Annotated in this window: 15 protein-coding genes and 1 other annotated feature; of the genes, 3 read left to right on the forward strand and 12 right to left on the reverse strand. The window is 40.8% G+C overall.

Going from position 1 to position 18,824, the window contains the following annotated elements; translation table 11 throughout:
- Window positions 1-8: 8 nt before the first annotated feature.
- From ACYX4O_RS14850 to ACYX4O_RS14860, 3 genes are all read right to left on the reverse strand, one after another.
- Window positions 9-1,271: a hypothetical protein gene (locus ACYX4O_RS14850; RefSeq protein WP_476351796.1), complete on the reverse strand. Its 1,263-nt coding sequence runs from the start codon at window positions 1,269-1,271 to the stop codon at window positions 9-11.
- Window positions 1,272-1,582: 311 nt separating this feature from the next.
- Window positions 1,583-3,319: a sensor domain-containing diguanylate cyclase gene (locus tag ACYX4O_RS14855; protein WP_476351797.1), complete on the reverse strand. Its 1,737-nt coding sequence runs from the start codon at window positions 3,317-3,319 to the stop codon at window positions 1,583-1,585.
- Window positions 3,320-3,455: 136 nt separating this feature from the next.
- Window positions 3,456-4,724 carry a bifunctional folylpolyglutamate synthase/dihydrofolate synthase gene (locus tag ACYX4O_RS14860; protein ID WP_476351798.1) on the reverse strand — a complete coding sequence of 423 codons (1,269 nt, stop codon included), beginning with the start codon at window positions 4,722-4,724 and terminating at the stop codon, window positions 3,456-3,458.
- 549 nt (window positions 4,725-5,273) lie between these two features.
- On the opposite strand from ACYX4O_RS14860, the gene ACYX4O_RS14865 reads away from it, so the two are divergent.
- Together ACYX4O_RS14865 and ACYX4O_RS14870 are read left to right on the forward strand one after the other, a co-directional pair.
- Window positions 5,274-6,182, forward strand: a complete 909-nt coding sequence (locus ACYX4O_RS14865) for an ATP-grasp domain-containing protein (RefSeq protein ID WP_476351799.1) — start codon at window positions 5,274-5,276, stop codon at window positions 6,180-6,182.
- Window positions 6,179-7,042 (forward strand): ATP-grasp domain-containing protein, encoded by an 864-nt coding sequence (locus tag ACYX4O_RS14870; RefSeq protein WP_476351800.1) that lies wholly within the window; start codon window positions 6,179-6,181, stop codon window positions 7,040-7,042. Before ACYX4O_RS14865 ends, ACYX4O_RS14870 begins: the two co-directional genes overlap by 4 nt.
- 25 nt (window positions 7,043-7,067) lie before the next feature.
- Here ACYX4O_RS14870 and ACYX4O_RS14875 read toward each other — a convergent pair whose 3' ends face one another.
- On the reverse strand, window positions 7,068-9,710 hold the full coding sequence (locus ACYX4O_RS14875) for a valine--tRNA ligase (RefSeq protein ID WP_476351801.1): 2,643 nt from the start codon (window positions 9,708-9,710) through the stop codon (window positions 7,068-7,070).
- 66 nt (window positions 9,711-9,776) lie between these two features.
- Window positions 9,777-10,003 (reverse strand) — a binding site (T-box leader).
- A 130-nt stretch (window positions 10,004-10,133) separates the two neighbouring features.
- On the opposite strand from ACYX4O_RS14875, the gene ACYX4O_RS14880 reads away from it, so the two are divergent.
- Window positions 10,134-10,322: a hypothetical protein gene (locus ACYX4O_RS14880; protein WP_188651248.1), complete on the forward strand. Its 189-nt coding sequence runs from the start codon at window positions 10,134-10,136 to the stop codon at window positions 10,320-10,322.
- Here the strand turns inward: ACYX4O_RS14880 and ACYX4O_RS14885 are convergent.
- The 8 genes from ACYX4O_RS14885 to hemA all read right to left on the reverse strand — a co-directional run bounded on the left by ACYX4O_RS14885 (window position 10,319) and on the right by hemA (window position 18,818).
- Window positions 10,319-11,329 carry a phosphotransferase gene (locus tag ACYX4O_RS14885; RefSeq protein WP_476357152.1) on the reverse strand — a complete coding sequence of 337 codons (1,011 nt, stop codon included), beginning with the start codon at window positions 11,327-11,329 and terminating at the stop codon, window positions 10,319-10,321. The genes ACYX4O_RS14880 and ACYX4O_RS14885 overlap by 4 nt on opposite strands.
- Before the next feature lie 111 nt (window positions 11,330-11,440).
- On the reverse strand, window positions 11,441-12,448 hold the full coding sequence (spoVID, locus tag ACYX4O_RS14890; protein ID WP_476351802.1) for a stage VI sporulation protein D: 1,008 nt from the start codon (window positions 12,446-12,448) through the stop codon (window positions 11,441-11,443).
- A 144-nt stretch (window positions 12,449-12,592) separates the two neighbouring features.
- Window positions 12,593-13,882 (reverse strand): glutamate-1-semialdehyde 2,1-aminomutase, encoded by a 1,290-nt coding sequence (gene hemL / locus ACYX4O_RS14895; RefSeq protein ID WP_476351803.1) that lies wholly within the window; start codon window positions 13,880-13,882, stop codon window positions 12,593-12,595.
- Between the two features lie 24 nt (window positions 13,883-13,906).
- Window positions 13,907-14,884: a porphobilinogen synthase gene (gene hemB, locus ACYX4O_RS14900; RefSeq protein ID WP_476351804.1), complete on the reverse strand. Its 978-nt coding sequence runs from the start codon at window positions 14,882-14,884 to the stop codon at window positions 13,907-13,909.
- On the reverse strand, window positions 14,881-15,663 hold the full coding sequence (locus ACYX4O_RS14905) for a uroporphyrinogen-III synthase (RefSeq protein WP_476351805.1): 783 nt from the start codon (window positions 15,661-15,663) through the stop codon (window positions 14,881-14,883). The genes hemB and ACYX4O_RS14905 overlap by 4 nt, the downstream gene beginning before the upstream one ends.
- Window positions 15,663-16,592, reverse strand: coding sequence for a hydroxymethylbilane synthase (hemC, locus tag ACYX4O_RS14910; RefSeq protein ID WP_476351806.1), 930 nt, complete (start codon window positions 16,590-16,592; stop codon window positions 15,663-15,665). Before hemC ends, ACYX4O_RS14905 begins: the two co-directional genes overlap by 1 nt.
- Window positions 16,593-16,613: 21 nt before the next feature.
- Window positions 16,614-17,432, reverse strand: coding sequence for a cytochrome c biogenesis protein CcsA (ccsA, locus tag ACYX4O_RS14915; RefSeq protein ID WP_476351807.1), 819 nt, complete (start codon window positions 17,430-17,432; stop codon window positions 16,614-16,616).
- 15 nt (window positions 17,433-17,447) lie between these two features.
- Window positions 17,448-18,818, reverse strand: coding sequence for a glutamyl-tRNA reductase (gene hemA / locus ACYX4O_RS14920; RefSeq protein ID WP_476351808.1), 1,371 nt, complete (start codon window positions 18,816-18,818; stop codon window positions 17,448-17,450).
- Between the last annotated feature and the right edge of the window lie 6 nt (window positions 18,819-18,824).

Genomic DNA, 18,824 nt, shown 5'->3' on the forward strand with positions numbered 1-18,824 from the left:
CTATGAATCTAGTAAATCTTTTCTTTCGTGAAGTCTTGGATATATTGCAGTTCCTCTTTAATAATCGGATAACCAGAAAACTTTTCGATCAGATCAGGAAGCCAATCATTTAACTTCTCGTAATGTTGATGCTGAATATGGTGCTGTACCAACAAAGAGGCAAATGTATAATAGTCTTGAGGTGGTAATGAAGGCTGTAAGAACTGCTTTACATAGTGTTCATAATCGTAGGAGGACAAGATTTCCTCCTGGACCATAACTTCCTCAACGAGAGCATGAAGCATTTGCGTTTGGAACACACTCTTTAATGGTGTGCCTGATTCCTTAGAAGACTCCTCTTCTATCGGAATTTCTTCAAACGGTGCATCTAACTCACCCTCACTATGTTCTACCATTTCAAATCGAGTTTTATATAGTTCGTCACCCTCTAATTCTTCTGTATCAAGTGGATCAATTATTACGGATAATTCATCAACTAACGGATCGAAATCTTCTATAGCTTCTTCTTCCGACAGGGAATTTTCCACATCGATTTCCTCAAGTGGCTCATTAACGTCTTCTACGGCAATCCATTCAGCGACAGATTCCTCTATACTACTATCATCATATTGCCCTACTGTGTCATCTTCATCGATGGCTTCTAAGACAGAGGTACGATCTGCGAAGGAATCCTCTTGTACTTGTTCTATCTCATCCTCTTCTTCAATCCAATCAGATCGCGCAGCAAGTAACTCTTCCTCAAGAGAAGCAGCAGGCTCTTCAGTAACCAAAGGTTCATCGATCACCACATCTAAATCGACCTCTTCTATTTCACCTTTTGCATTTGAAGAAACATCCGATATTTCAGATTGAAGGAAAATCCCATTTCCTTTACTATCGACAGAATGGGAATCTTCTTCAACAGGGGAATGAATAATGGAATCATTTTTGTCTTTCTCCATCACTTCACCTTTACTTAAAGAGGCAGGTTCACTATCCTCCCCGCTATTATGTACCGCTTCATTTGCTACAGTGGTCGCCGTATCACGGACCAGAACAAATTGTTGTAAGCGTCGATTAAGCAATAGTGCTGTTAAGAAAGCTAATAAAATTAAGATCAAACTACTTTGCCACCAGGCGAATGTAATTTTAGAAGCATAGGTAGCCAAAGCTATTAATGAGGAAGCCCCTATTAAATAGATTTTCCCCTTACGATCCAATTGTATAGGTATGTAGGAAACCCCTATTAACAATATTCCGATTGCAATGAGAGCACCGATATATCCAGCCAAAATACCACCTCTTTCTCTATCTATAAAACTCGTACTAAAGCCAGAATACTACTAGACATAAGGACATTTTCTCGTAAATTTCTACATAATTTAGCTGTATTACATAAATATCTGCATAAAATGTAATGTTATAGAATCATTGTATAATAAAGTAAAGGTATTTAAAAGGTCCTATTTTAGTCGTTGTGCAAGACCTAATTTTATTCCATTTTAAGGATTAACCCTGTCTTGCGAACTTACTCTTTCCTTTTTTAAGATACTATCGACTATTTTGAACATTTATTGCTTCAATAAAAATGCGGCTGAGTTCTTCACTCAGCCGCTTCTAAGACCCTTTCATAGCTCGCCACTTTGTTACGACCTTGTTGTTTTGCACCTACATACATGGCCCGGTCAGCATGGCGAACTAATTCAACAGGGCTTTCGCAATCTTCAGGGAATGTCGCTACCCCAATACTCGCTGTCAGCCAAGCCTCTATGGCACCCTGCTGAGTTGTAATATGTTCTTTAAGACGAAATGGAACCGAAGATATACGGTGACGAAGCTCCTCAGCAATGGCAAGACTTTTTTCTCTATCCACTCCTGGCAAGAAGACCACAAACTCTTCCCCTCCATAACGAGCAACGGTGCCATCATCTCCTATAATAGTCGATAAACGAACAGCTAACTCACAAAGAGCCTCATTACCGCTCTCATGTCCATACTCATCGTTTATTCTCTTAAAATGATCCAAGTCTAACAATATAACAGAAGCATACCCCTTATTCCCTAATTGCTCATATGTGTCTGCATAATCACTTACGAGGTTTTCAAAGTAACGATAATTGTACAGTTTCGTTAACGGGCAAAGTTCGCTTCTTCGCTTCGTTTCTTCATAGTGTCTTGCATTCTGAATGGCTACAGCCATATAGTTAGCCAAAATCCCCACTAGCATAAGCTGAAACTTCTCGTACGACCTTTTCTTATGAGAGGCAATCGTAATAATCCCCTCTATTTTATTATTTCGTTCGACAGGAACAGACATAATACTCTCTACTTTTTTAGGGATAAGATCTGACTGAATATGCCTCCATTTTTTTCTAGAAGGATAGAGAACAGGTTGGGCACTATCATATACGGACTGACTGACACCTTCAAAGGATGAGAATTGAGGATTTTGAAACCCGATATTTTTGTCACCATCGAAATATCGGATCAATTCAAGATCATCTTTATTCTTCCGATCAAAAATATAAACATAATCAACAGGAAAAAGCACAGTTAAACTTTCCACAAATCGATCTAGAACTTCACCTACTTTTAGACGCCCAGTAAGTTCTTGTCCAATTTTATTTGCTTTTTGCAAATACTCGTTCACATTTTGACTAGCGTAATAGAGAGTTAAAATAAGAGATAAACCAACAAACGGAAGACCCACATAGTAGATAGCTGCTTCACCAATTTCCATATACAAAACATATAAAACAAATCCGATCGGCATCACAATGGCTGTGTTTCCTAAGTCCCAGAAGAATTCTTTATCAAAAATCGTTCCCTTATTACCCAGAAAATAATTCCGAACAATATAGATGAAAGAATGGTTAAGAATAAACTGAGATAATACATATCCAATAATAGGAATCGCATCACTCGGCGTCGCAAAAGCTGATGGTCCATGAGACCCTCCTAATGCATAATAAATAAGGGCAGATCCTAGTGATACAAAGAGGAACATCGTTAAATTAAGAGGGAGTTTATACCAGTAAGGCCTTGAAAGTTTCACCTTTGAGATGGATACAATATAGGCAATCTGCGTCATAATCATTTCAAAAAATAAGCCAAAATATAAAAACACAGCTAGACTTATCCCGTGTATGAAAATAATCGGACTATTATGAATGACAACTGGGAAAAGTGCTACAATCACCATCATAAATGCAAAAGAAAGAAGGTCAAACTCCCTTCCTTGCAATTGAGGATTCGTTACTACAAACACTGTAGTAATAACCCCTGGCCAGAGTATTGCCCATACACTCCATAACGCCACCGTTTTTTGTTTTGATAACATCCCCTGCATCCCCTATCTCCATCGATCAGATCTCATATGCGAATTAAGTCTTATTAAAGGTAATATTTAGAAAATACTAATACTTTTATAGTAGCACATAACACCTATTCATTCAAAAAATTCTGAATAATTACTCTTACTTATTTCTCTTTCTATTTATATATTCCTTCACAAATGGAAGCCAGTATAAAGAACCAGCAATAACCAGAACATTTTCGTTAAGATCTTCTTCCCAAACTTCATCTATGCACTTCTCCCAACTCGAAACGATTTTAGGGTAATCATATGAAGAGAAGGAAGCAAGGTACTCAGGAGTAGAGCATCTAGGGTGAGGAAAAGTGGTAAATACTATTTCATCAAATGCCTCTTCTAATAACGGAATCATTTGAGCTAATGGCTTATCTTTGAGTGCGCTGTATAACAACGTTTTCTTCTTATGAGGATAGCTCTGATTGACTGTATGGATTAACGACTCTGTACCTGACAAGTTATGAGCGCCATCTATAATTACGGAAGGCTTGGAGGAAATCGTTTCAAATCTACCACTATATTGCACCTTTTGAAATGAAACGGCTGCCTTTTCACTGTTTACTCCTTCAAGGAGCGAGAGCCCCATTAGCGCCAGGCTACTATTCTTTTGTTGATGCTTACCTGGAAGCGAAACACGAATTCCTTCGATTACTTGATCATGATAAGTAAAGGAATACTCCTGTTCCGACATATTTATGTAAAACGCTTCTCCCCACTGATAAAGAGGAGCATTATTCTTTGCAGCGGAACCTTTTACTACCTGTTTTGCTTCTCTTTGTGTAACCCCTGAGACAATAGGGGTGTAAGCTTTAATAATCCCCGCCTTTTGAGCGGCAACCTCTTCAATCGTCTCCCCTAAAAAAGCTGTATGATCAAGATCAATCATTGTAATGATACTAAGAACAGGTTCAAGCACATTAGTAGAATCACCACTGCCGCCCATACCAGTTTCAAATAAACTAATCGTTGATTTATCACGCGAAAACAAAATCGCAACCATGACGAGAATCTCAAACTCAGAAGGGCCATCCTCATTTTCATCCAATTCCTTCACCACAGGAATTAACGTATTGATATAATGGATAAAGCGCTCTTCAGAAATAGGTTCATTTTGAAGAAAGATGTGTTCCCGCACAGAACCAAAAGCTGGGGAAACGAAGCTAGTCACCCAAAACCCCTGATCAATTAAGGCTTGCTTCATAAAAGCAAGCGTAGAACCCTTCCCATTCGTACCAGCGATGTGAACGGCTTTTATTTCTTTATGAGGATTGTCTAATGCCTCAAGCATGTTTATCATACGACCAAAACCAGGTTTAATCCCTAACCCTTTTCGGTCATTAAAAAATTGATTGATTTGTTCCATTGTCGTAAACATATGCGAACCTCCATTTCATCCTTATTTTATCCTAAAATAGGATTGGTTCCAAAGACAGTTCATATAGAATCTAAGTTGAGACAATATCTATAGAGATACGTTTCCGTTAGCTTTATTAATGCTTAAGGTGGTCCTGGAAATCACTCGCTTTCCGCGGGCGAGCTGTCGAGCTTCCTCGTTCGCTTCGCTCTCTGCGGGATCTCGTCTAGCTCTCTTTCCCGCAGGAGTCTCGCAATTTCCAGGCCCACCTTTGCCAAATGGGGAGAAACGGAAACGCGCCATACTCGGAAGGTAGGGGCTTAAGAGCAACTATAACAAGCTGGTCCGTTCACCTCATTAAGCCAGGGCAGGCTTGGGGACTGCGAGACTCCCGCGGGAAGAGGAGCCTAGGGGAGACCCCGGAAGACGGCTTGCCGGCTGAGGAGGCTTCCCAGCTCCCCGCAGGAAAGCGAGTTGTCCCCAAGCCTGCCCTAGCAGCATTTGATAACGGACCTATCCCTACTAATAGTCGACAACCAAAATAACTCATCTAATAAAGGAGTGGATCCTATGCATGGATGGATCGTTTATAACGGGCATCTGAAAAGCCCTAAGTTTCTTGATTACGCTAAACTTATCCAAGAGGCTGCCCATCAAAAAGGAATCTCGATGACCATTTATCCCAATTATGAACTCTTAAGCACCTTGTCTGGTGAAAGTGTGAGTGTGGCTGGAGCTGACACAACAGAGCACCCTGATTTTGTCGTTTTTGGCGACAAGGATATCTTGCTTGCACGCCAGTTAGAGTTAATGGGGATTCCGGTGTACAATTCAGCTGATTCAATTGAAGCATGTGATCACAAAGGTGTTATGTATCAACGCTTAGCTCAAAACCATCTTCCTATACCAAAAACAATTCTAGGACCTAAAATTTTTATAAAAACAGATGAGTTACACCTCACTCATCTTATTAATGAAGGAGAAAAACTAGGCTTCCCCCTTATTATAAAAGAAGCATACGGATCTTTTGGTGAGCAAGTCTATCTTGTACATACGAAAGAAGAAATGATGAAAACACTAAAATCCATCCACAATCGTCCTTTCCTGCTTCAGAAGTTTGTCTCAGCTAGTTATGGCCGGGACGTGCGTCTCAATGTAGTTGGTGATCAGGTCGTTGCTTCCATGCTCCGGTATTCTGAAGATGACTTTAGAGCGAACGTAACAACGGGAGGTAAAATGGAACCCTATTCCCCTTCTGATGCAGAGAAAGAACTCGCTATTCGAGCAAGTAAAGCAATCGGGACAGACTTTTGTGGTGTAGACCTTCTTTATGATGAAGACGGAGAGCCGGTTATTTGCGAAGTAAATGGCAATGCACAAATTCGCAATATTTATGAATGCACAGGGATTAATGTGGCTGAAAAGATGATCGAGCATGTGATTGAACAGCAAGGTAAGGAAGGAGAGAAAGATACATGAACGGATGGCTCATTTATTCAGATCAGGATGCGGACCGAAATCAGGCCTTTATCAAATGGATGATTAAAGAAGCCGCTCGTATTGGGCTACAACTTACCTTTGTACCAAAAGAAAAGATCGCCATAGGCATTCGAAATAGCCGTCCTGTTTTACTCTTACAAGGCGAGGAAGCTTCTTTACCTTCGTTCGCTATTATACGGACGATTGATTCTATGCTTACGCTTCATTTCGAAGAGCTAGGAGTGAAGACGTTCAATTCTTCCCATGTAAGTGAAATATGTAATAACAAATGGAAAACACATCAATACCTGGCCCACCACAACATACCGATGGTGGATACATTTTTTCTAAAGGGCGTTGATTTCAATCCCACAGAAGCTCCACTCTCCTACCCTTATATCATAAAAAAGGTTGATTCAAGAGGAGGACAAGATGTTCACTGGATTGATTCTGTAGAGAAGGCTTCAGAACTTGCTCCGACCTTGAAAGACCAAGATCTCATCCTCCAACAACCAGCCCCTATACTTGGTAAGGATTTACGGGTGTTTGTAGTGGGACAAGAAATTGTAGCTGCCATACTAAGAGAGAGCTCCTCCAATTTTAAAGCAAACTATACTCTTGGCGGTACTGCCAGCCTATATCCCTTATCGCCAAAGGAAAAGACTCACATTGAGGGTGTCATAAGCCTATTCTCCTTTGGAATGGTCGGTATTGACTTCTTATTCGATAAGGAGGGAAACCTACTCTTAAATGAAATAGAAGATGTGGTGGGTAGCCGGACGCTTAGCGCAAAAAGCTCCATCAATATCGTAGAGAAATATATGACTCATATCTACACCCAATTAAAAAACTCCGTCTAGTTCGATACTAGACGGAGTTTTCTTATTAGGACTTGAGCTCTTTGATACGAGCGTCAACTTTATCACGTTTGTCGATATAGTCTTGCTCTTTATCGCGCTCAGCCTGAACAATATGTTCTGGGGCTTTGTTAACAAATTTATCGTTAGAGAGTTTCTTCTGTACAAGCTGTACCTCAGAATCCCATTTCTCGCGTTCTTTTTGGAGGCGAGCAATTTCTTCCTCGATATCAATCAAGCCTTCTAACGGCAGGTAAAGTACAGCACCAGTAATCACAGCAGACATTGCTTTGTCAGGAGCTGCTAGATTTGCATCAATTATAAGCTCACTTGGGTTACAGAAGCGATCTAAATAATGACGATTTGCTTCTAGCTGTTCCGCTATTTCATCTGTGTTTGCTTTAATCATCAACTGAATTTGTTTCGACATCGGTGTGTCTACTTCCGCACGGATGTTACGAACAGAACGAATGATCGCTACGAGCTGCTTCATTTGTTCGGACGCTTCTTCATGGTGAAGGTCTTTACGTACTTCTGGCCAGCTCGCTACCGTAATGGATTCACCTTTCGTCGGAAGTGCCTGCCAGATTTCCTCTGTGATGAACGGCATGAATGGATGAAGCATGCGCATTGTATTATCCAATACATACGCAAGAATCGAACGAGTTGTTTTCTTCTTAGCTTCGTCCTCCCCATATAGAGGAAGTTTCGCCATTTCAATGTACCAGTCACAGAAGTCATCCCAAATAAAGTTGTATAGGTGACGTCCAGCTTCACCGAATTCATACTTATCAACGTTACGCGTTACTTGTTCCACCGTTTCGTTTAAACGAGTTAGAATCCAGTGATCCGCTACTGATTTCTCACCTGTTAAGTCGATTTCCTCGTAGGTGATTCCGTCCATATTCATAAGAGCGAAACGAGATGCGTTCCATATTTTATTGGCAAAGTTCCAAGTAGACTCTACTTTTTCCCATTGGAAGCGTAGGTCCTGACCTGGTGTTGAGCCTGTTGCTAAGAAGTAACGCAGAGAATCAGCACCATATTTATCAATAACATCCATTGGATCAACACCATTTCCAAGGGACTTACTCATCTTACGGCCTTCAGCATCACGTACAAGACCATGAATCAATACGTCTTTGAATGGGCGACGTTCTGTGAACTCAATGGATTGGAAAATCATACGAGATACCCAGAAGAAGATAATGTCATACCCCGTAACGAGAACGTCGGTAGGGAAATAGCGTTTATAGTCTTCATTAGCCTCATCTGGCCAGCCCATTGTAGAGAATGGCCACAGCGCAGAGGAGAACCATGTATCTAATACATCGTTATCTTGTTCCCAATTCTCAATATCTTCTGGCTCTTCACGACCTACGAACAGTTCCCCTGTTTCTTTATGATACCAGGCCGGAATACGATGGCCCCACCATAGCTGACGTGAAATACACCAGTCACGAATGTTTTCCATCCAGTTCAAGTACGTTTTCTCAAAACGATCTGGAACGAAATTCACTTTGTCGTTTCCTTCTTGAAGCTTGATGGCTTCTTCTGCTAAAGGCTCCATATTCACGAACCATTGTGTAGAAAGATATGGTTCTACTACAGCACCACTGCGCTCTGAGTGTCCAACCGAATGCATGTGCTCTTCAATCTCGAATAAGATTCCTTCTTCTTGAAGATCCTTAACAAGTTGCTTGCGGCATTCGAAACGATCCATACCTTGATACTTGCCGGCATTCTCGTTCATCGTTCCATCTTCGTTCATAACTAGAATACGCTCTAAATCATGACGATTTCCAATTTCAAAGTCATTTGGATCGTGAGCAGGCGTGATCTTTACAGCACCGCTTCCAAATTCCATATCAACATAGTCATCGCCTATGATTTCAATTTCGCGACCAACGATAGGAAGGGTAACTCTCTTGCCAATCAAATGCTTATAACGATCATCTTCAGGGTGAACAGCAACAGCTGTATCTCCAAGCATCGTTTCAGGACGTGTTGTAGCAATTTCGATATGGCCTGATCCGTCCGCTAACGGATATGTCATATGATAGAAGTGCCCCTGAACATCATGATAGATGACTTCAATATCAGATAGAGCTGTTTTCGTGGTCGGATCCCAGTTAATAATGTATTCGCCACGGTAAATATAGTCTTTCTCATAAAGGGTTACGAACACTTCGCGAACTGCATCTGATAGACCATTATCTAATGTGAAACGCTCACGAGAATAATCTAAGCCTAAACCAAGCTTCTCCCATTGCTTACGAATAAAGGTCGCATATTCTTCTTTCCATTCCCATGATTTCTTAAGGAATTGTTCGCGGCCCAGGTCATAGCGAGAGGTACCTTGTTCTTTTAGCTTCGCTTCTACTTTCGCTTGAGTTGCAATACCAGCATGGTCCATACCCGGAAGCCATAATACATCATATCCTTGCATACGCTTCACACGTGTGATGATGTCTTGCAAGGTTGTATCCCAAGCGTGACCAAGGTGTAATTTACCTGTTACGTTTGGTGGCGGGATTACGACCGTAAACGGTTCTTTCGTTTTGTCATCTTTTGCTTCAAAAAATTTGCCATCTACCCAATAATCATAGCGACCTTTCTCAATCGCATTCGGGTCATATTTCGTTGGAAGAGATACTTCATGATTCTCCATACGAGTTCCTCCTTTATCGCCTATACCGGAAAGGGAATGAAAACAAAAAAATCCATTTCATCCTTAGAAAAGGACGAAATGGATTCGCGGTACCACCTTTATTTTACAGACGACTCCTGTCATCTATACACTTTCCTTACATAACGGAGCATTCTCCGGCCTCTTCTACTATCGGTTTCAAAGAGACAGCATCTGGGGCGACCTTCTGAGCGCAAGAGCCTGGAAATCTCACAGCGAATGATTCCCTCTCTGATAGGCTTGCGTTTCATACTCTTCCCCTTCACGGCATTTATCGATTTTCTTGTACTTGTATTTTATCCACATTCCCTCTGTTAAGTCAACCTATTTAAACAAGTTTTTCAGTCACACTGACAGCCTGTAAGGACATATACTAATAAAAAGCAATAAAGGAGGTTATGCCCTGTGGCACGATTTTACCGCTACAAGTTGCCACCCTGGTGTCGCCAATGGTTAATTGTCATTGAGCGTTGTGTATTGCCAATCGCTTGTTTCCAACTCGTTCGAACACTCCTATTTCCGACTACGTTCGATGTTTTTATACTAGGCATCTTAATTGGTCTATACTTTGCATTCCATCTAGAATGGATTTAACTATTCTCTGCTTGTTGTTCTTGGTAGACCCTTGCTTGTTCAATTTGTTCCTGAACATCCATCGCATGCCGCAAAACATAATAAGACCGTTCTAACTTTTGAACTAGAAAAGGTTGCCCGCTCGCCTGGGCGCCATCTACATAAGCTTCAACTTGATGAATATACGGTTCTGGATTTAAAAGGAATAAAGCGAGTAAACACCTTTCGCTATTTAGTAAAGGGAGTTGCTCTTCATAGTACGAGAAAGTTGATATCAGTTGATCTACTGGAGCATCATGATAACGTAATACATGATAAAAATACGTCGTGATGTCATAAACAGGATAATAAGTTTTGGCTCGCTCCCAATTTAGTAGATAGGGAGTTGAATCATCATATAGGAAATGAGTAGGCTTCACGTTACCATGAATAAGAGCTGTACGAATTTGTTTATCCTCTTCTAGATCATCTAAGAAGCGATCACACCATTCCATTCCCATTTCACAAACCTTGTCAAGATCACGGTAGTGCGTGCAAATTTGTAATTCAACAGGAGACATATAATGACGTTGTTCAAACGTAGTCACCCATTTAGCTAATACTTCCCTGTAGTTCTGCAATTGTGTCTTCCTATTGCTCATCAGGTCTTCGTAATCTTCCCGCTTCACCACTTTGGTGTGAAGTGAACGTTTGTGCATCTGGCCAATCGTTCTATACAATTGTTCAAACGGATAAGGAGGTGTATCACGATTAGGCGTCTCGATCCAAGGCATCACATAGTAGATCGCTCCTTGATGCTCTACAAAAAGCTCCCTTTCAGAAGTCATATATAATGGAACTACGTGCTGAAATCGATAGTTTTCTATTTTCCTATAAACTTCAATCCAATCTTGAATTGTTTGTCTATCTAAACTAGAACGCTTCACCGCTACAGGCCCTACAGGGGTGTAAGCTTTATATACCTTATCAGACTGTACTTCGACCTCGTAGGCAGACAGCTTGTATAAAGCTAATACATCCACCACCACTTGTTCCAAAGTATTCACTCCCCCCTCTTTTTTTAGTTTACTTGAATGCATTACATCACTTCCCTATATAAAATCCTGCAACGAAAGCCGTTGCAGGATATGTGGAGCAAGTTATGCTTTAGCAGGTATATAAAGGATTTGACCTGCACTCACATCTTCATCACCTAAATTATTTACTCGACTGAGGTGAGTGGGTGGAATTTTATACTTATGAGCAATAGACCCTAACGTATCATCTTCTTGAACAATGCACATCCTCATCTTTGCGTAAGATTCATCATGTCGCTCAAACATCGACGTTAAATAGCGAGCGTCCTGTGGCGTATCTTCTTCATCACGACTTTCTTCTGACGACTCTTCTGAAGATTCTTCAAACTCGAAGCCGTCCATGCCTTCCTCAGACTCAGATTCCTCATCCTGAGACTGTTCTTCAACTTTTCCGAAAAACTCAGAGAATGTCTGGGATTGCTTATATTTCCAGCGTCCCCCTTCTTGTTCTACAAGCTCTCCTTCATCTTGTTCTTCTTCCATTTCAGCGTCGATATCTTCTTCATCCTCAACGTGTCTATCTTCTGCTGTTTCCACCTCTTCTTGATACGTTACATCAAAATTAAACGGTTCTGGCTTTACCTCTTCAGGTGAAGGTAGATCCGCTACTTCTTCCCCTCGAGTTTCCTCACTCACTCCATGAATTGCGACAGTTGCATTTAACTTTAATTGCCCTTTCTCCGGGAGCTCATAGTCAAAGGAATCGATACTGACTGTCACATCATCCATTGATTGAATACGACTTTTTGGAATTGAAATCTCGACAGGGAAACGGTGATAAAACTCACTTACACCATCATCATGAAGATCTACATTTTCAATCGTTCGCTTCGAAGCATGATCTCGTAAAGATAGAATCTGATCCTCTTCTTCATCCACATCCTCAGAAGATCGGAAGTACTCCCCTCCAAGCTCAATTACACCTCGTATAGAAACAGAATCAACGTATTCCTGAATGGAAATATCCGGCTCAAGAGAGATGCCCATAAACTCTTCAACTTCCTGTCCTCTTTTAAACCAAAGTGATTCATTTAAATGAAAGCTAAACACATTTTGTTCTTCATATGTCAAGCGTTTCTCCTCCCTTCAATGTACACGCAAGACCTTACGAGCGCCTATGTCATTCTAGATATATGAGAGGGAAGAAAAAAATATGCCTAAACGTAAATCTATAGAAAAACCCCCTCATCTTAGTACATGATGAGGGGGTTCGTTTTATGCCTGTATAGCAGCAAAAGCTTTCTTAGTGGCTTTAATTGTTTTTTCAATGTCTTCATCTGTATGCTTGGTAGATAGGAACATTCCTTCAAATTGAGAAGGTGGTAAATAGATGCCTTCTTCAATCATAGCACGGTAGTACTGTGCAAAACGATCTGTGTTAGACTTTTTCGCTGTGTCGTAGTTTGTCACATCGCCTTCGTTAAAGAAGAAAGCAACCATTGATCCAGCACGATTCACCGTTAGAGGAATATTGTTTTCTTCAGCTGCTTCTTTGAATCCTTCTACTAAGCGATCAACTTTTTTATTGATTTCTTGGTAAGATGTTTCTGTTAGTGCATTTAACGTTTCATAACCTGCAGCCATTGCAAGTGGATTACCTGATAAAGTTCCTGCTTGGTAGATCGGACCAGTTGGAGCAATCATCTCCATGATCTCTTTCTTTCCACCATACGCGCCCACAGGAAGACCACCGCCAATAACTTTTCCTAAGCACGTTAAGTCTGGCGTCACTCCATAGTAGCCTTGAGCACAGTTGTAATCTACACGGAATCCTGTCATGACTTCATCAAAAATGAGCAACGAGCCGTGCTCTTCTGTTATTGTTCTTAGTTCTGATAGGAATCCGTCATTAGGTGGAACGACACCCATGTTTCCAGATACAGGTTCTACAATCACACCCGCAATGTCGTCACCATATTCATTAAACGCATATCGAAGGCTTTCTACATCATTATAAGGAACTGTAATGGTATTCATAGCAATTCCTTCTGGCACACCAGGTGAGTCAGGTAAGCCTAAAGTAGCCACACCAGAACCGGCTTTAATAAGCAAGGAGTCACCATGACCATGATAGTTACCTTCAAACTTAAGAATCTTATTCTTTCCTGTATATCCTCGAGCCAGACGAAGCGCACTCATAGTAGCTTCTGTACCAGAGTTCACCATACGTACCATTTCAATGGACGGCACACGATCGATTACAAGTTTAGCCAAGTCATTTTCTAACTTTGTAGGAGCACCAAAGCTTGTCCCAAGTTCTGTGACTTCCTTCAAACGGGAAACCACCTGATCATCAGCATGACCTAAAATTAATGGTCCGTAACTAAGGACATAATCGATATACTCATTGCCATCGATATCATAAATTTTAGACCCTTTCCCCTTCTCCATAAAGATTGGGTCCATTCCTACTGACTTAGAAGCACGCACAGGAGAGTTGACACCACCTGGCATATACTCAACTGCCTTCCGATAAGCTTCCTTTGATTGATTCATCTCACGCATGACGAACACTCCTTTTTCGATTTATTACTCAGATAAGTAACGAGCTACATCTTTAGCAAAATACGTAATAATTAAATCTGCTCCAGCTCGCTTCATAGAGGTTAGTTTCTCAAGTACAATTTCTCTTTCATTAACCCAGCCATTTTGAGCTGCTGCTTTAATCATCGAATACTCACCACTCACATTGTAGGCGACAATTGGAAGAGGATAACGATCTTTCATTTCTCTCATTATATCCAAGTACGCCAATGCGGGCTTCACAATAAGAAAGTCTGCCCCTTCTTCTACATCAGATTGGGCCTCACGAATGGCTTCAAGTCGATTGGCAGGGTCCATTTGATAGGCACGTCGATCCCCAAACTGCGGAGAACTATGAGCCGCATCGCGGAATGGTCCATAGAATGAAGAGGCGTACTTAACAGCATAGGACATAACAGGGGTATTCACAAATCCTGCCTCATCTAACCCGCGACGAATCGCTGCAACAAATCCATCCATCATATTAGATGGTGCGATGATATCCGCACCCGCTTTCGCCTGACTGACCGCTGTTTCTACAATAAGTTCTAGTGATTCATCGTTTACAATCTCTCCATCACGAACAACACCACAGTGTCCATGGTCCGTGTATTGGCAAAGACATGTATCCGCTATAACAGTTAAGCTTGGAACATCCTGCTTCACTTGACGTATTGCTCTTTGAACAATACCTGTTTCACAGTAGGCTTGTGTACCTTTCTCATCTTTTTCATGTGGCACTCCAAACAGAATGACAGAACGAATACCAAGGTCTTCTAACTCCTGCATTTCTGCCGTTAGCTGATCTAATGAAACTTGATACACTCCAGGCATTGAAGAAACTTCATTTTTTATGTTCTCCCCTTCTACTACAAATATCGGGAAAATTAAGTCCTCTTTATTTAAATGGGTCTCCCGCACAAGAGATCTCATTGATTCTGTTGTACGAAGGCGACGATGACGTTTAAATTGTAATTCGCTCATTGATCATCATTTCCTTTCTCGCGAAAATAGCTTCCTAACGCTTCACACATGCCCTCAACCGTTTCTTGATCTGGTATTACTCTATGAGTAAACCCAGCTTGCTCAGCTTCCTGTTCAGTTGTAGGTCCAATACACATACAAAGTGTGGATTGAATGTGTTCAAACAATGAAGGTTCGATAAGCTGTTTAAAAGCTTTGACAGTAGAAGGACTAGTAAAGGTTAAGGCATCTAATTGATTTTCTTGTAGTGCTCTATTAAAAACCTCTTTTATTTTAACATTTACATGCGTTTCATACATAATTGCTGTTTCGACGTTCATATAAGGTCGAATAATTTCTACAACTTTTTGCCTGGCGAGATTGCCTTGCACCACTAACACTGATCCATCGTATCGTTCATTCAAAAAAGCTTCCCCTAAAGCTTCTCCTGTATATGTATCAGGCATAAAGTTTGTTTGTATGTTGTAATAAGCTAATGTACTAGCCGTTTTTCGGCCAACTGCAGCCACAAATCGTTCTTTTATGACTGATAGAGGGATTTGGTAACGCTCACATAATTCCATAAAAAAATGAACGCCGTTTGAACTGGTAAAGATGATCCACTTAAAGGTGTTTAGGCGCTTAAGTATATCCATATTTTCTAGAGACGGAACGCTTTTAAAATAAAGAAGCGGAATTTCTACTGAAATCCCGCTCTGTTGTTCAATACATTTTGTAAAAGAAGCAGCTTGCTCAGCAGATCTTGTAACTAAGATCCGTTTCCCTCTTAAAGGAAACATTACTGATCGAGCTCCTCTCTCACAGCTTCAATAATTTCAGCTCCACCTCGAGCTTTTATCTTATCTGCCGCCTCACGTCCTACCTCATATGGATCTTGGCCACGTACTTCTTCTTTAAGAACCGTTTTACCATCAGGAGTACCAACCATAGCTGTCAGGATGATATCGTCTCCTTCTAAATAGGCATATCCTCCGATCGGAACCTGGCAACCACCATTTAGTAAATCTAAGAATGTGCGTTCTGCCATAACCGTGCGATGTGTATAAGCGTGGTTTAGCGTATCCATCAAATCACGAATTTCCTCATCGTCTTCGCGGCACTCAATTGCTAACGCGCCTTGCCCAACAGCTGGAACACATACTTCTGGTTCTAAATATTCTGTGATGACATCATCTGACCAGCCCATGCGCTTAAGACCAGCTGTTGCAAGGACAATCGCGTCAAAATCTTCTTCTTTTAATTTACGTAGACGCGTATCAATATTCCCACGTATTGATTTGATATTTAAGTCAGGTCTCGCTGCCAATACTTGCGCAGCACGGCGAAGACTGCTTGTACCCACGATAGCCCCTTTAGGAAGATCACGAAAGGCTACATTATCATTAGCGATGTATGCATCACGGTGGTCTTCACGAATCGGAATACATCCAATTGTTAACCCTTCAGGCGTTTCAGCCGGCATGTCTTTCATACTGTGTACAGCCATATCAATTTCTTTATCATACATAGCCTGCTCGATTTCTTTCACAAACAAGCCTTTTCCACCGACTTTTGAGAGTGTTACATCGAGGATTTGATCGCCTTTAGTCACAATCTTTTTCACTTCATATTCATTTTGTGGTGCAATTTCTTTCAGTTTCTCAATCACCCAATCCGTTTGGGTTAATGCCAATTGACTCTTTCTGCTTCCGATTATGATTTTGCGCATAACAGTTCCTCCTGACAACATTTAAAAGTGAAAATTTGATAGAGAGCTAAATAAAAAGAAGTTCACTAATAAGAATAGAAAAGCTCCTGTGTTATAAAAGGCCATGGTTCGCCCCTGGTACCCTTTAACAACACGTAGGAACAAATAGATTAAGTAAATGAGTAAGACAACAAACGAACCTAACGTTTTGGAGTCATACCAGTAAAACTCATCCCCTGAAGTATATCCCCACACGAGGCCTAAAATAATTGCAATTAAAAGGAGTGGGACCCCTAGTATAACAGCCACATATGAAAACGTATCCAATCTCCCCAAATCACCTAAGCGTAACAACCTTTTATTCCACTTCTTTTCCTTTAACAAACGATATTGGAATAAATACATAAACGAAAATATACAAGAAAATGTGAAGAATCCATATGAAATGATGGCTAATGTAATATGTGTAGCCAATAGTTCACTAACCAACCGCATTGCCTTTTCAGTAGCGTCATACTGAGCACGGGTGAAAATGTGAAGTATCATCATAAAGAACCCTAATACGTTTGTAAAGAATACAAAGAAATCTATACGGAAGAGACGGTTTAGGATAAGAGAAAAGGTTACTAAAATCCATGCATAAAAATAGAGACCATCATATATGGTAACAATCGGAAAATGGGATTCTAATAAGGTTTGTCCTAATAAAAAAAAGGTTTGTAAAACCCAAACCATAGAAAGTAACCAGAAGGCAGCGCGGTTTGCCTTCCGGTTATTTTGAATAAAATCTATAAAGTACCCGATTAAACTCAGGCAATATATTACAATGATCAGTTCATATAACCATTTAAGATCGAACATAAGGAAATTCCTCTCCTAAGAATTAGCTATATTCGATGCTGGTTGAAAGGAAAATTTCCCATCAGATTCAAGGATGGCTTGTCTGTTTTTCTCATTTTGTTTTTGTATTTCTTGTTGCACTTCTTCTTCGATTCCAAAGATTTGCATAAACATATCAAGACTTTGATCAGCATTAGGCTGAGCCGAATATTCTTTTGCTTGTAAGATCGGCTGCTTTAGCATCTGATTAATAATACTTTTCGTATGCTTACTTAAAACCTTCTTTTCTCGCTCTGTTAAATCAGGCATTTTCCGTTCAATACTTTCCATGGTATCTGCCTGTATGGTAAGAGCTTTTTGACGAAGAGCTGAGATTACAGGAACTACACCAAGGGTCTGCAACCATTCTTTGAAAGCTACAATCTCACCTTCAATCATTACTTCAATCGCTTCAGCTGCTTCCTTACGAGCTTCTAAGTTAGCATCCACAATCCCCTGTAGGTCATCAATGTCATATAAGAAGACACTATCAAGTTCATCGATAGCAGGGTCCAAATCACGCGGTACAGCTATGTCCACGAGGAATAAAGGAAGCCCTTTACGCTTTTTATGGGCCGCTTCTAGATGCTGCTTCGTTAGCACATAATCGTTGGCACCCGTTGAACTGATTAGAATATCCGCCTTTTCCAACACACTACTTAGCTCATTAATTGGTTTAGCTTGACCACGGAACTGCGCTGCTAGTTGTTCCGCTTTCTCAAACGTACGGTTCATAACCGTTACTTGCTTCACACCAGATCCGTGCAGGTTCTTCGCAGCTAGCTCGCCCATTTTTCCTGCACCTAGAATCACAACGTGCTTATTCATTAAGTCACCAAAGATTTTCTTAGCCAGTTCTACAGCAGCATAACTTACGGAAACCGCATTTTCTCCAATTTCTGTCTCGTTATGAGAACGCTTCGCTAGAGTAACCGCTTGCTTGAATAACTGATTAAAGATTGTACCGGTAGTCCCCGCTTCTTGAGCACGTAAAAATGCTTGTTTCATTTGCCCAAGTATTTGAGTCTCACCAAGAACCATTGAATCGAGTCCACACGTCACGCGATATAAGTGCTCAAGTGCTCCATCTGATTCATAAATAGAAAGAAATGGTGAAAATTCCTCTTTATCAATGTTGAACCACTGGGATAGAAATTGTTTGATGTAATAACGCCCTGTATGAAGTTGATCAACTACCGCGTAAATTTCCGTACGATTACACGTAGAAATGATCACATTCTCTAACACGCTTTTCTGTTGATTTAACGCTTCCATGGCTTTAGCCAATTCTTCTTCTGAGAAGGTTACTTTTTCACGTATTTCAACAGGGGCCGTTTTATAATTTAAACCTGCAACTAAAATATGCACACCTTC

This window comes from Pontibacillus sp. ABV4_188 (assembly GCF_056311905.1).

Coding starts and splice junctions, on each gene's coding strand:
- ACYX4O_RS14855 (WP_476351797.1), bottom strand. CDS start 3,319: ATGTTATCAAAACAAAAAACGGTGGCGTTATGGAGTGTATGGGCAATA.
- ACYX4O_RS14860 (WP_476351798.1), bottom strand. CDS start 4,724: ATGTTTACGACAATGGAACAAATCAATCAATTTTTTAATGACCGAAAA.
- ACYX4O_RS14865 (WP_476351799.1), top strand. CDS start 5,274: ATGCATGGATGGATCGTTTATAACGGGCATCTGAAAAGCCCTAAGTTT.
- ACYX4O_RS14870 (WP_476351800.1), top strand. CDS start 6,179: ATGAACGGATGGCTCATTTATTCAGATCAGGATGCGGACCGAAATCAG.
- ACYX4O_RS14875 (WP_476351801.1), bottom strand. CDS start 9,710: ATGGAGAATCATGAAGTATCTCTTCCAACGAAATATGACCCGAATGCG.
- hemL (WP_476351803.1), bottom strand. CDS start 13,882: ATGCGTGAGATGAATCAATCAAAGGAAGCTTATCGGAAGGCAGTTGAG.
- hemB (WP_476351804.1), bottom strand. CDS start 14,884: ATGAGCGAATTACAATTTAAACGTCATCGTCGCCTTCGTACAACAGAA.
- ACYX4O_RS14905 (WP_476351805.1), bottom strand. CDS start 15,663: ATGTTTCCTTTAAGAGGGAAACGGATCTTAGTTACAAGATCTGCTGAG.
- hemC (WP_476351806.1), bottom strand. CDS start 16,592: ATGCGCAAAATCATAATCGGAAGCAGAAAGAGTCAATTGGCATTAACC.
- ccsA (WP_476351807.1), bottom strand. CDS start 17,432: ATGTTCGATCTTAAATGGTTATATGAACTGATCATTGTAATATATTGC.